General features: G+C 70.1%; 13 protein-coding genes. 3 read left to right on the top strand and 10 right to left on the bottom strand.

The features are described 5' to 3' along the window. Nucleotides 1-19 precede the first annotated feature (19 nt). The 3 genes from NGB36_RS08300 to NGB36_RS08310 form a co-directional block, all read right to left on the bottom strand. The gene (locus NGB36_RS08300) at nucleotides 20-511 is read right to left on the bottom strand and encodes a MarR family winged helix-turn-helix transcriptional regulator (protein ID WP_255919497.1); all 492 of its coding nucleotides are present in this window, start codon (nucleotides 509-511) and stop codon (nucleotides 20-22) included. A 118-nt stretch (nucleotides 512-629) separates the two neighbouring features. Beyond that, on the bottom strand, nucleotides 630-2,153 hold the full coding sequence (locus NGB36_RS08305) for an MFS transporter (protein ID WP_255919498.1): 1,524 nt from the start codon (nucleotides 2,151-2,153) through the stop codon (nucleotides 630-632). A 281-nt stretch (nucleotides 2,154-2,434) separates the two neighbouring features. Beyond that, nucleotides 2,435-3,079 carry a TetR/AcrR family transcriptional regulator gene (locus NGB36_RS08310; protein ID WP_255919499.1) on the bottom strand — a complete coding sequence of 215 codons (645 nt, stop codon included), beginning with the start codon at nucleotides 3,077-3,079 and terminating at the stop codon, nucleotides 2,435-2,437. Between the two features lie 244 nt (nucleotides 3,080-3,323). Here NGB36_RS08310 and NGB36_RS08315 point away from each other — a divergent pair, with 244 nt between their 5' ends. Together NGB36_RS08315 and NGB36_RS08320 are read left to right on the top strand one after the other, a co-directional pair. After that, entirely contained in the window at nucleotides 3,324-4,700 is a 1,377-nt protein-coding gene (locus NGB36_RS08315) for an NAD(P)/FAD-dependent oxidoreductase (RefSeq protein ID WP_255919500.1), read from the top strand. 24 nt (nucleotides 4,701-4,724) lie between these two features. Then, nucleotides 4,725-4,982, top strand: coding sequence for a hypothetical protein (locus NGB36_RS08320; RefSeq protein WP_255919501.1), 258 nt, complete (start codon nucleotides 4,725-4,727; stop codon nucleotides 4,980-4,982). A gap of 104 nt (nucleotides 4,983-5,086) precedes the next feature. Here the strand turns inward: NGB36_RS08320 and NGB36_RS08325 are convergent, their stop codons facing one another. Next, complete coding sequence (locus NGB36_RS08325; RefSeq protein ID WP_255919502.1) at nucleotides 5,087-5,464, bottom strand: cyclophilin-like fold protein; 378 nt, start codon at nucleotides 5,462-5,464, stop codon at nucleotides 5,087-5,089. A 407-nt stretch (nucleotides 5,465-5,871) separates the two neighbouring features. Next, a complete protein-coding gene (locus NGB36_RS08330; protein WP_255919503.1) occupies nucleotides 5,872-6,132 on the bottom strand; it encodes a hypothetical protein in 261 nt (86 codons plus the stop codon). Nucleotides 6,133-6,201: 69 nt separating this feature from the next. On the opposite strand from NGB36_RS08330, the gene NGB36_RS08335 reads away from it, so the two are divergent. Next, nucleotides 6,202-6,501 (top strand): hypothetical protein, encoded by a 300-nt coding sequence (locus NGB36_RS08335; RefSeq protein ID WP_255919504.1) that lies wholly within the window; start codon nucleotides 6,202-6,204, stop codon nucleotides 6,499-6,501. A 1-nt stretch (nucleotide 6,502) separates the two neighbouring features. Here the strand turns inward: NGB36_RS08335 and NGB36_RS08340 are convergent, their stop codons facing one another. The 5 genes from NGB36_RS08340 to acsA all read right to left on the bottom strand — a co-directional run bounded on the left by NGB36_RS08340 (nucleotide 6,503) and on the right by acsA (nucleotide 11,903). Continuing rightward, nucleotides 6,503-6,760 carry an acyl carrier protein gene (locus tag NGB36_RS08340; RefSeq protein WP_255919505.1) on the bottom strand — a complete coding sequence of 86 codons (258 nt, stop codon included), beginning with the start codon at nucleotides 6,758-6,760 and terminating at the stop codon, nucleotides 6,503-6,505. Then, the gene (locus NGB36_RS08345; RefSeq protein ID WP_255919506.1) at nucleotides 6,757-8,049 is read right to left on the bottom strand and encodes a dihydrolipoamide acetyltransferase family protein; all 1,293 of its coding nucleotides are present in this window, start codon (nucleotides 8,047-8,049) and stop codon (nucleotides 6,757-6,759) included. The genes NGB36_RS08340 and NGB36_RS08345 overlap by 4 nt, the downstream gene beginning before the upstream one ends. Nucleotide 8,050: 1 nt before the next feature. Further along, nucleotides 8,051-9,073 carry an alpha-ketoacid dehydrogenase subunit beta gene (locus NGB36_RS08350; protein WP_255919507.1) on the bottom strand — a complete coding sequence of 341 codons (1,023 nt, stop codon included), beginning with the start codon at nucleotides 9,071-9,073 and terminating at the stop codon, nucleotides 8,051-8,053. Then, on the bottom strand, nucleotides 9,070-10,014 hold the full coding sequence (gene pdhA / locus NGB36_RS08355; RefSeq protein WP_255919646.1) for a pyruvate dehydrogenase (acetyl-transferring) E1 component subunit alpha: 945 nt from the start codon (nucleotides 10,012-10,014) through the stop codon (nucleotides 9,070-9,072). The genes NGB36_RS08350 and pdhA overlap by 4 nt, the downstream gene beginning before the upstream one ends. Before the next feature lie 68 nt (nucleotides 10,015-10,082). Then, entirely contained in the window at nucleotides 10,083-11,903 is a 1,821-nt protein-coding gene (gene acsA / locus NGB36_RS08360; RefSeq protein ID WP_255919508.1) for an acetate--CoA ligase, read from the bottom strand. Nucleotides 11,904-11,983: the final 80 nt, after the last annotated feature.

The following is an 11,983-nucleotide window of genomic DNA, read 5'->3' on the forward strand; positions in this document are numbered from 1 at the left end:
TACGGCAGCCGGTACGGCCTCACCGCAGCCACGGTACGTCGGCTCCGGCGCCCGTCCTGGGGGCGAGCCCCTCGGCGACCGTACGCATGATCTCGCCGAGCGCCCGCACCTGATCATCGTCGAGCCGGTCGAAGACCGCGCTGCGCACCGCCTCCACGTGTCCGGGCGCAGCCTTCTCCAATGCGGCGAAGCCCTCGTCGGTGAGGACCGCAACCTGGCCGCGACGGTCCGTGGGGCACTCCTCACGGCGCAGCCAGCCGTCCTTCTCCAGCCGGGAGATCGCGTGCGAGAGCCGGCTGCGGGTGATCTTGGAGCGTTCGGCGAGGTCGGTCATCCGCATCCGGCGGTTCGGCGACTCCGACAGCCAGACGAGCAGCATGTAGTAGACGTGCGGCATGCCGGCGTCGCGTTGCAGCTGGCGGTCGATGTGGTCGGAGAGCAGCTGGCTGGCGGCCATGTAGGCACGCCAGGTCTGCTGCTGCTCCGCATCGAGCCACCGCGGTTCCCTCATATCTCCAGAGTAGGCCGCTTGAAGCTTCAAAAATGACGTCGGGTCCCGCCTCCCCCGTGACGAGGCGGGACCCGACGAGCCGGGACGGTGACGCTCGGCGTGTGGCTGAGTGCGTGGCTCAGTGCGCGATCACCGGGACGGCGATCTCCTCGATCTCGTCCTGGCCGGAGCCGGAGGCGACGGTCGTGCCGCCCTGGTGCCCGGTGTTGATGAACACCGTCGCGATCACCGCGGCGACCGCGAGGATGCCGACCGCCCACCAGATGGCGACGGAGTAGCCGTGCACCATCGCCTGCAGCTTGAGCTGCTGCAGCTCGGCGGCGGACCGTGCCCCCGCCAGGCGCGCAGCGGCCCACCCGGTAGTGGCGCTAGCGGCGATGGTGTTCAGCAGCGCGGTGCCGATCGAACCGCCCACCTGCTGCGAGGTGTTGACCATCGCGGAGGCCACACCGGCGTCACGCGGCTGGACGCCGTGGGTCGACAGGCTCATCGCCGGCATGAACGCCGTACCCATGCCGAGGCCCAGCAGGATCTGGGCGGGCAGGATCAGCGCGACGTAGCTGCTGTCGACCTTGAGCTGCGTGAGCATCAGCATGCCAAGCGCCGCCACGACGAAGCCAGGGCCCATCAGCAGCCGCGGCCGCACCCGCGTCATGAGCCGGGCACCGATCTGCGTCGAGCCGGTGATCATGCCCGCGACCATCGGCAGGAACGCCACACCGCTGACGACCGGGCTGTAGCCCTTGACCACCTGCAGGTAGTAGGTGAGGAAGAGGAAGAGCCCGAACATGCCGATGACGGCGAGGCCGAGCGAGGCGTAGACGCCGCCGCGGTTCCGCTCGGTCACGACGCGCAGCGGCAGCAGGGGCGCCTTGACCTTGGACTCGACGAGCGCGAAGGCCGCGAGCAGTACGGCAGCGGCCACGAACAGGCCGATGGTCACCTGCGCGCCCCAGCCGTCGGACTCGGCCCGGGTGAAGCCGTAGACAAGGGAGACGAGTCCGGCGGTGGCGAGCACCACGCCGGGGATGTCGAGGCGGCCGCGGTTACGGCCTTCCGCGGGCTCACGGATGACGGTGATGGCACCGGCCACCGCGACGACGGCGAAGATGACGTTGACGTACAGGGCCCAGCGCCAGTTGAGGTACTCGGTGAGCACGCCGCCGAGGATGAGGCCGATGGCACCGCCACCGCCCGCGATCGCACCGTAGATGCCGAACGCCTTGGCGCGTTCCCTGGCCTCGGTGAAGGTCACGGCCAGGAGGGAGAGCGCGGCCGGTGCGAGCAGGGCGCCGAACGCGCCCTGCAGCGCCCGCGCGCCGAGCAGCATCCCGGTGTTGACGGCGGCACCGCCGAGCGCGGAGGCACCGGCGAAGCCCAGCAGGCCGGTAATGAAGGTGCGCTTGCGGCCCACCATGTCGGCGATGCGGCCGCCGAAGAGCAGCAGTCCGCCGAAGGCCAGCGTGTAGGCGGTGATCACCCACTGCCGGTTGCCGTCGGATATGCCGAGGTCTCTTTGGGCCGACGGCAGGGCGATGTTCACGATGGTCGCGTCGAGCACGACCATCAACTGGGCTATGGCGATGAAAGCAAGCGCCTTCCAGCGCTTCGGGTCGAGCTGCGGATTGTCGGTCGCAGGCATGGGAGTGACCACCTAGGTGTGCGAGAAGTCGATACGTGGATATGCAGGGTTATGCGGAAACAAGCGGAAATTCCGCCGGAATCAAGGGCCGGGAAGGAGACAAGACCGGGCCGAAGGGGGTTCAGGAGCAACTCAGGAGGGGGCGAGAGGGGTGAGGGAGCAGGAGTGAAGTGCGGGTCAGGTCTGAAGTAGGTCAGGATCAGGGTCTGAAGTGAAGGTCGGGGCCGAAGTGAAGGCTGAGGCCAAGTGAAGGCCGGGACCGAAGTGAAGGTTGGGACTGATCAGGACTTCCGTTGCAGGTCCTCGAGCGTGGTGGGGGTCCCCGGCAGTGCGGACCGCCCCGGCGCCCGCAGCCCGTCGAGGAATAGCTGCAGATGACGGTGGACGAACTGGTCGATGTCGAAACATCCCGTGCCGGGCAGTGGCCGGGTGAGCTGGGAGATCATCACCATCACGTCGCCGAGCGCCACGTCGGCCCGCAGCCGCCCGGAGCGATGCGCCGCCGCCACGACGGCCCCGGCCGCCCGCGTCAAGTGGTCGCGTACGGCGAGGAGTTCGGGGTCGTCGGCCTCGAACGCCCCGGAGAGCAGCGGGCAGAGCGCGCCGATGCGCTCGTCCGCGGCACGGTGCACGAAGCGTTGCAGCGCCGCGAAGCCGTCCGGCTCCTCGGCGAGCGCCGCCTGCGCCTGTTGCGTGGTGCGCTCCATCACCGACAGGACGATGGTGCGGAGCAGATCGCGGCGGTCGGCGAAGTTCCGGTAGAGCGTCGCGTTGCCGACGCCCGCACGCCGGGCGATCTCGTCGAGCGGGATGTCGGGACCGTGCTCGACGAGCGCTTCACGCGCGGCGGCGACGATGCGCTCGCGGTTGCGGGACGCGTCCGCCCGCAGCCGGTGCTTGCGGTGCGTGACCATGGTCGCGGTCATGGCTGCGGGCTCCCTTCCGTGCGAGTTTGTGCGAGGCCTGTATGAATGCGGGGAGAGATTCCCCGTATCGCTCATCGTACGGTTAAACGGGGAACGCTTCCCCGGAATTTCACGGCGCGGCGTGACGTACGTCACGCAGCAAGCGGCGCGACGGCACCACCCGGACGCGAGCTCGTCGTGCGTACCACGTGACGTCCCCCGACGATTGGGGTAGGGGCAGGGCACCCGAGAAGGGACGGACACCGTGGCACGACCCAGGATTCTCGTTGTCGGCGCCGGTTTCGCCGGTGTCGCATGCGTACGCCGTCTGGAGCGCAGGCTCCCACCGGGTGAAGCAGACATCGCGCTGGTCACGCCGTACGCCTACCAGCTCTATCTCCCCCTGCTCCCCCACGTCGCGGCCGGGGTGCTCACCCCGCAGTCGGTGGCCATCTCGCTGCGCCGCGGCAAGCACCGCACCAAGGTCATCCCCGGTGGCGCGATCGGCGTGGACGCCAAGGCCAAGATCTGCGTCGTCCGCAGCATCACCGGCGAGATCGTCGACGAACCCTACGACTACATCGTCCTGGCACCCGGGAGTGTCACCCGCACCTTCGACATCCCCGGTCTGAAGGAACACGGGTGCGGGATGAAGACCCTCGCCGAGGCCGCATACATACGGGATCACGTCATCGCACAGCTCGACCTGGCCGATGCGAGCCAGGACGAGAGCGAGCGGGCCTCGCGGCTGCAGTTCGTCGTGGTCGGTGGCGGATACGCAGGTACCGAGACCGCCGCCTGCCTGCAGCGGCTCACCACCAATGCGGTCAAGCGCTACACGAGCCTCGACCCCACGCTGATCAAGTGGCATCTGATCGACATCGCGCCCAAGCTGATGCCGGAGCTCGGCGACAAACTCGGGCGCAGCGCGATGGAGTGCCTGCAGCGGCGCGGCATCGAGATCTCCCTCGGCGTCTCGGTCGCCGAGGCGGGCCCCGACAAGGTCACCTTCACCGACGGCCGGGTGATCCCCTCCCGCACCCTGATCTGGACCGCGGGCGTCGCCGCGAGCCCGCTGGTCGGGACGCTCGGCGCGGAAACGGTACGCGGGCGGCTCGCCGTCACCGCTCAGCTGACGCTGCCGGGCTTCGACGGTGTCTTCGCGCTCGGCGACGCCGCGGCCGTGCCGGACCTGGAAAAAGGGGACGGCGCCGTCTGCCCGCCCACCGCGCAGCATGCGCACCGCCAGGGCAAGAAGGCCGCCGACAACATCATCGCCTCGATGCGGGGCGAACCGCTCTCCCCCTACATGCACAAGGATCTCGGCCTCGTGGTGGATCTCGGCGGCCGCGACGCGGTCTCCAAACCGCTCGGCGTGGAGCTGCACGGCATCTCCGCCCAGGCCGTGGCACGCGGCTACCACGTCTCGGCGATGCGCACCAATGTCGCCAAGTCACGGGTGCTCGCCGCCTGGGCGCTCAACGCCACGGCCGGCGACGACTTCGTCCGCATCGGCTTCCTGAAGGGGCGGCCGCCGCCGCTGGGCGAGCTCGACTACGTCGACGGGGACGGCTATCTGACCCCGCAGCAGGTGCGAGAACACACCGCATCCGTCATCGCGCGGATGCCGGAGCACGGGTGACGGAGTACGAGTGACGGAGTAGGGGTGACGGGCGCGGGTGACCGGGCGGCGGCCCGCGGCGGCGGTGCAGCCTCCGCGAGCCGCCATCCGGGTGATGTGTCACTTCGCCGGCGAGCGGGGACGGTCTGCGCGCGGCGGCGCCGCCGAGTCGGCGGACTCAGCGGCCACGCCGAGCAGTTGGCGTGGCCCGAGATCGTCGCGGGCGGCAAACTTGCGACGATCGTACCCGGCACCGGATTCGCGGCCATGCGTCGTCGCCGCAGGACCGGCAGGCAGGGCTGATCTCCCGATCTCCCGATCAGACTCCGCACCGCTGCGCCCCGGCCCGCCCATCGCGCCCCGGGGGTTCGGCCACGTGGTCCGGCCCGCCCGCAGCGGACGCCGGGTCAGCCCTCGTCGATGCGATCGACGGTGACGGGGTCGCCGCCGCGCACGGTCCGCAGCACCTCGGGGTCGCCATCGAGCGCGCCGAGGATGTTGCAGGGGCTCGCCAGACGGCACTCGTCACCGCGGGAGATCGGCGTGGGCCCGTAGGGCAGGGCCAGGCTGTCGCCGTCCGTCCAGAACGCGACCGTCCCCGGCGCGACCACTTGCTGGGCGTCGGGCTCGCGGTCGGGGCTGATGGGGGTGGAGAAGTAGACCTCCTCACCCCAGGTGTTGGCCGAGGAGGCGATGGGGAGCGCCTCCCACAGGGCCTTGGACGTCGGGGTCTCGGTCAGCGTGGCGGTGGCGTGCCCGGCCGGCCACAGGATGCGTATCCGCACGGTGCTCCTCCTTCATGGACGTCATGTGCCGACCAGCAGCGAACCCCCCACTTCAACATTTTGTCAATGCCCACCGCGGCGCAGCCCGCGCCATCGATCGCGCGCAACGAAGGGTAGCCCGAGGTCCGCAGCCCCGCCTGAAGGTTTGTGACCGAAGGTCTGTGACCCACCATTGGGATATTCAGCATATTTCACCCGTGAGCCGGCCGGCAGACGCTGACCCAATATCCACAAGGGTGTCGAGATTCTGATGATGGAGCCCCGCGAACCCGCGTCGGCTTCGGGGCGTCCTGCTCGGCCTGGCGGATCCACTCCAGGAGGACTAATCCGCGTTGACGGCTGATGGGGTCGGCAAAAGTGCGGGTGATGTCCGGGCAGGCGAGCTGGATCTCGGTTTGCAAGGTCTGTCACACGGAGGCGGGTCGGCTGCCCACACCTGGCGCGCCCGGCGTGGGTGCCGCGGCTGCGCCGTATGGCGAGGGTTTGCGAAGCGCTTCGGCGGTGGTCCGCAACGACGTCTCCAGGACCGTCAGCCGGTGCAGCGGGTCCATCAGATTCGCGCCCGTGGCCGCCAACGAGGTTGCGTGTGACGTCGTCGGGCGGTGCTGGGCGGGGTGCGCGGCATCGTCCGCGGAGTAGTTACCTGTCGGCAGGGCGTAGGCGGCCATCGCGAGGGTGCCTTGCCGACGCCCGGATGAACCGGGGGATCGACGCGTTCCGCAAGACCACGCTTACGAATGAAGCACGCACCACGTAGCGACGTCGATGCTGAGGCGCGTGGGATCGGCTACGTCTTCGCCGTGGAATGCGACTTCCAGCTCACCACGTCCGGGCACAAGCGGCTGCGCGCCAACCAGGCCCTCGAACTGGTCGAGCCGGAAGGCTGGAGCCGCCGCTCGGCCGAGTGGGGCACGCGGGGCCCGTGCTACGACGACTGGGCCTGGATCGCCACCAGCTGCCAGGTCGTCTCATGGAGCGCCTTGAGGCCGCGTTTTCCGCGGTTCAAAAGCACAATCCGCCACGCAATGCGTCGTTGATTCAATCTCTCGTACGCCAGCAACGATCTGTGAGGAAGTCGGCGACGTCCGCCAGTGTGGTCAGGGACGGGTAGTCGTCCTCGTCGATGCGGCAGCCGGTGCGGTCGCTCAGCGTTTCGACAAAGCCCAGGAAGTCGAGGGAGTCGAGTTCCAGGGTATCGCGGAACCTCTCGTCGGGGGCGAGGGAGTCGAAGTCCGCGTCGGGGACGATGCTTGTGATGGCCTCCTTGACGATGCCGAGTGCTTCTTCGCGGGTCATAGCTGCTCCGGTTGCTGCAGGAGGCGGTCGACGGTGGCGAGGTAGCGGGCTCCGACGGCGCCGTCGCTCGCCCGATGATCGGCCGACAAGGTGGCCGTTACGGTGGGCCGCACGCCGAGGAGCCCGTCGACGGCGGTGGGACGCATCACGACCTTGCCGAAGCCGACGAGCGCCACCTGGGGTGGGTAGATGACGCCGAACACCGCTTCCACACCCTGGTCCCCGAGGCTGGTCACGGTAATGGTCGGGTCGGCGGTCTCGGAACCGCGCAGCCGTCCACTGCGGGCCCGAATCGTCACGTCCTTCAAACGCCGCATGAGGTCGGGTAGTTCGAGCGTGTCGGCGTCGTGGAGGGCGGGTGCGACGAGGCCTACGCCGCGGAGGGCGACGGCGACGCCGAGGTGGACGGCGGTGGCGGGGACGAAGTGGTCGTCGGTCCAGAAGCCGTTGAGCTGCGGTACGTCGTGGAGGGCGAGAGCGGCCGCCTTCAGCAACAGAGCAGCGGGGACAAGGCGTTCGGCTACCGGGGCGCGGCGGTTGTGGTCGCGCATCCACGTGTCGGCCGCTGCGAGGTCGATGGTGGTGGAGAGGTAGTAGTGCGGGATCTCCCGTTTGGAGCGGCTCATCAGATCGCCGATGGCCCTGCGCATGGCCGCGGACCGGTCGGCGGCGGTGCGGGCGGCCGCGGCCTTCCTCGCTTCGGCCTTCCTGGGCTCGGCTTTGGGGCCGGCCTTGGGTTCGGCGTGCCCTGCCACCTTGCGGATGTCGTCGGCGCGTACGGTGCCGCCCGCGCCACTGCCCGTCACCCGGCGCAGGTCGACGCCGAGCACGTCGGCGAGCCGACGGGCGAGGGGGGTGGCGCGCGGCCGGGTCCGGGCCTTGTCCGCCGCGGCGTGGTCCACATCGGCGCGGGTGATCGTTCCGCCGGGTCCTGTGCCGTGGACGGTGGTCAGGTCCACGCCCTCCGCCGCGGCCAGCCGTCGTACCAGGGGCGAGTGCACCTCGTCGACCGCGCCGGCGACAGGCGGTGCGACCGGGGCGGCCTGCGGGGGGGCTGCAGCGCCGATCTGTGCGAGCGGCGTACCGACGGCAACCGTCGTACCGGCTTCGACGAGCAGCCGTTCCACGGTGCCGGAGCCGAAGCACTCGACCTCGATGGTGGACTTCGCGGTCTCGACGACGGCGACGACATCGCCCTTGTGCACGGTGTCGCCGGGGTGCACCAGCCATTCCAGGAGGGTGCCCTCCTCCATGTCGGCGCCGAGCGACGGCATCGTGAATTCGGGCACGTCAGTCCACCGCCCGGTGCACTGCGGCGACGATGTCCTCGACCTGCGGCAGCGCCGCTTGCTCCATGTGATGGGCATACGGGATGGGCACTTCGGCGCTGCACACTCGTTCCACCGGCGCGTCGAGTTCGTAGAAGGCGTTCTCCATGATGCGGGCCGAGATCTCGGCAGCGAGGCTGCCGGTGCGCCAGGCCTCGTCGACGACGACCGCACGGTGGGTACGTGCCACGGTCGCGGTGATCGCATCCTGGTGGAGGGGGCGCAGCGTGCGCAGGTCGAGCACCTCGGCGGAGATCCCGGCCTCCGCCAACTGCTCTGCCGCGTCGAGTGCCTTGGGCAGGCAGCCTCCGTATGTGATCAGCGAGATGTCGCGGCCCTCGCGTCGTACCGCGGCCGAGGTCAGGTCTGCCGGGCCCGCGTCCTCGGCGGACGGTCCCGAGAGGTTGTAGAGCGAGCCGTGCTCGAAGATGATGACCGGATCGGGGTCGGCCAGCGCGGGCGCCAGCATGTGGCGGGCGTCCTCGATCGTGGCAGGGGCGAGGACGCGGATGCCCGGGATATGGGCGTACCAGCCCTCCAGGCTGTGTGAGTGCTGGGCGGCGAGCTGGCGGCCCGCGCCCGTGGTCATCCGGATCACTAGAGGGACTGGGAGCTGGCCGCCGGACATGTGCAACAGCGTGGCGGCGTTATTGAGGATCTGGTCGAGCGCGAGCAGGCTGAAGTTGACCGTCATGATCTCGACGATCGGGCGCATGCCAGCGAGCGCGGCGCCGATCCCCGCGCCGGTGAACGCCGACTCCGACAACGGCGTGTCACGGATCCGCTCCGGGCCGAACTCCTCCAGCATGCCCAGGCTGACGCCGAAGGCTCCCCCGTACCGGCCGACGTCCTCGCCCATGAGGAAGACCCGCTCGTCGGCGCGCATCGCCTCGCTCATCGCCTGCCGCATCGCCTCGCGGTACGTCGTCGTGGCAGTGGCGGAGGAGGCACGCGGTTTTTTCGCGGTCGTCGCTGTCGTGGTCATCTCGCCGCCCTCGTCGGGGTGACCGGGCTGGTGACGAAGCGCAGCAGCTCGTCCGCCGGCTCCTCGGGCGCGCGCTCGGCAGCCCGGACGGCGCCTGCCACCTCGTTCGCGGCCCGCCGCTCCAGTGCGGCGAGCGCCTCGTCGTCGACTTCCCCGTCGTCGCGCAGCTGCCGGGCCAGGGCGTCGATGGGGTCGCGGGCCTTCCATTCCGCGATCTCCTCCTTGGTGCGGTAGCGGTCCGGGTCGTACATCGAGTGGGCGCGGTAGCGGTAGGTGCGCAGCTCCAGGAAGTGCGGGCCGGCACCGGCCCGGATGCTCTCGGCGGCCTGCCGGGCCGCATGTTCGACGGCGAGTACGTCCATGCCGTCCACGGGCCAGGAGGCCATGCCGTAGGAGGCGGCGCGTAGGGCGAGGTCGGTCTGGGCGTGCTCCCGCTTCAGCGCGGTGCCCATCGCGTAGAGGTTGTTCTCGCAGACCAGCAGCAGCGGCAGTCGCCACAGCGCCGCGAGGTTGGCCGTCTCGTGGAACTCGCCTTCGGCGAAGGCGCCGTCGCCGAAGAAGCAGCAGGTCACGCGGGGCTGTCCGCGCATGCGGTCGGCGAGCGCGAGGCCGGCGGCGAGCGGCAGGCCACCGCCGACGATGGCGCTGCCGCCGTAGAAGCGGCGGGAGGCGTCGAACATGTGCATGGAGCCGCCGCGGCCGCGGCTGCAGCCGCTGGCCTTGCCGTACATCTCGGCCATCACCGCCTCGGCCGGGATGCCGCGGGCCAGCGCGTGTCCGTGCTCGCGGTAGGTGGCCACCACTGCGTCGTCCTCGGTGAGCGCCTGGTTGACGCCCACGGCGACCGCTTCCTCGCCGATGTACAGGTGCACGAAGCCGCGGATCACGGACGCGCTGTACAGCTCCACGCAACGCTCCTCGAACCGCCGGATGCGCAGCATGCCGTAGAGCAGTTCGCCACGGTGCCGGAGCGCCGGGGCATGCCCGTCGGTGCGCGTACGGTGCGGGCTCACGGCACTCCCCCGCTTTCTGCGCTCTCGACGGTCTCCAGCGCGGAGATGTCCCCTTCCGGCAGGCCGAGCTCGCGGGCCCGCAGCAGCCGACGCATCACCTTTCCGCTGCGGGTCCTGGGCAGGTTCTGGTCGAAGGCGATCTCCCGGGGTGCGACGGCAGGGCCGAGCCTGCGCCGGGCGAAGGCCAGCAGCTCACGTCCCAGCGCGTCGCTCGGCTCGTGGCCGGGCTTGAGCGAGACGAAGGCCTTGACGATCGCACCCGCCACCTCGTCAGGCTTGCCGATCACACCGGCTTCCGCCACCGCAGGATGCTCCATCAGGGCGCTCTCGACCTCGAACGGACCGATCAGGTGCCCGGCCGACTTGATGACGTCATCGGCGCGCCCGACGAACCAGAACCAGCCGTCGGCGTCGCGGCGCACCAGGTCACCGGTGAGATACCAACGGCCGGCGAAGCACGCGTCGTAGCGCACCTTGTCATGCAGATAACCACGGAACATCGACGGCCATCCAGGGCGCAGCGCCAACTCTCCCTCGGTGTCCGGCCGTTCGATGACCGTGACGCGGCCGTCGGTGACCGCGGCGCGACCGTTCTCGCCGCGTTCCAGTACGGCCGCCTCGACGCCGGGCAGCGGCCGGCCCATCGAGCCCGGCCGAATGTCGCATGCGGCGAAGTTCGCGATCATGATGCTGCCTGTCTCGGTCTGCCACCAGTTGTCATGGATCGGCAGTCCCAGCACCTCCTCCCCCCACAGCACAGCCTCCGGGTTGAGCGGTTCGCCGACCGAGGCGATGAACCGCAGTGCCGACAGATCGTAGGAGCGAGGCAGGTCGTACGGGCCTTCACGCGGAGTTGCGCGCATCAGCATCCGTACCGCCGTCGGGGCGGTGTACCAGACGGTGACATGCTCGTCCGCGAGGATCCGGTACCAGCGGCGGGCATCGAAGTCACCTTCGTCAACGATCACGGTGATCCCGTGGGTGAGCGGCGCGATGATGCCGTACGAGGTGCCGGTGACCCAGCCGGGGTCGGCCGTGCACCAGTACACGTCATCCGGGTGCAGGTCGAGCGCGTAGCCGGCGGTGGCGTGGTGGGCGACGACGGCCTCGTGGACGTGCACCGCGCCCTTGGGCGTGCCTGTCGTGCCGCTGGTGAAGTGCAGCAGCGCCATCTGCTCCGGACCGGTGGGCGCAATGGTGAACTCGTCGGGCGCCGCCTCCATCGCCTCCTCATAGCCGAGAGTGCCCGGGAGGTCAGCGTCGCGGCGGCCGACGATCAGTACGTGCTCCAGGCACGGCAGCCGGTCGCGGCTCGCGGCGACCTTCCGCCGATACAGCGCCTCCGTGGTCACCAGCACGCGCGCGTCACCGAGCCGCAGCCGCTGCTCGACGGGTCCGGGCCCGAAGGCCGAGAAGAGCGGGCAGACCACGCCGGTGTTCTTCAGCGTGCCCAGGACGGTGGTGTACAGCTCGGGACAGCGGCCGAGCAAGGTGAACACCCGCTCCTCCGCCCCGACTCCGAGCCGCCGCAGCACGCTCGCGAACCGGTTGGTACGACGGGCCAGCTCGGCGAAGGTGACGGAGCGGACCCTATCGTCACGCCCGATACAGCGCAGCGCCACATGGCCGCCCCGACCGTGCGCCACGTGCCGGTCGACCGCCTCGTAAGCGATGTTCAGCCCCTTGCCGCCCGGCAGGCCGGACAGCTGCTCACGGGCCCGGGCCCAGTCGAACCGCGCGCATTCGCGCTCGTAGTCGCCGAGATTCGGCGCCACGCGCGGGTGCGATGCCTTGCGGATGATCGTCTGCTCCGCCATGGCGAGCCTCCTCCCCTGCGCATAGGACCCACGTCCTCGCCACCAAGCGTCCGACGACGATCGCCCGCGGGGCAGGGGCC

This window comes from Streptomyces humicola, assembly GCF_024436035.1.
In the GTDB taxonomy this organism is placed as follows: Bacteria; Actinomycetota; Actinomycetes; order Streptomycetales; family Streptomycetaceae; genus Streptantibioticus_B; species Streptantibioticus_B humicola.

Bases quoted from the DNA above. Each gene is read 5' to 3' on its own strand.
- NGB36_RS08330 (WP_255919503.1), bottom strand. From the start codon at position 6,132: ATGGCCGCCTACGCCCTGCCGACAGGTAACTACTCCGCGGACGATGCC.
- NGB36_RS08310 (WP_255919499.1), bottom strand. From the start codon at position 3,079: ATGACCGCGACCATGGTCACGCACCGCAAGCACCGGCTGCGGGCGGAC.
- NGB36_RS08340 (WP_255919505.1), bottom strand. From the start codon at position 6,760: ATGACCCGCGAAGAAGCACTCGGCATCGTCAAGGAGGCCATCACAAGC.
- NGB36_RS08350 (WP_255919507.1), bottom strand. From the start codon at position 9,073: ATGACCACGACAGCGACGACCGCGAAAAAACCGCGTGCCTCCTCCGCC.
- pdhA (WP_255919646.1), bottom strand. From the start codon at position 10,014: ATGCTGCGCATCCGGCGGTTCGAGGAGCGTTGCGTGGAGCTGTACAGC.
- NGB36_RS08305 (WP_255919498.1), bottom strand. From the start codon at position 2,153: ATGCCTGCGACCGACAATCCGCAGCTCGACCCGAAGCGCTGGAAGGCG.
- NGB36_RS08335 (WP_255919504.1), top strand. From the start codon at position 6,202: ATGAAGCACGCACCACGTAGCGACGTCGATGCTGAGGCGCGTGGGATC.
- acsA (WP_255919508.1), bottom strand. From the start codon at position 11,903: ATGGCGGAGCAGACGATCATCCGCAAGGCATCGCACCCGCGCGTGGCG.
- NGB36_RS08300 (WP_255919497.1), bottom strand. From the start codon at position 511: ATGAGGGAACCGCGGTGGCTCGATGCGGAGCAGCAGCAGACCTGGCGT.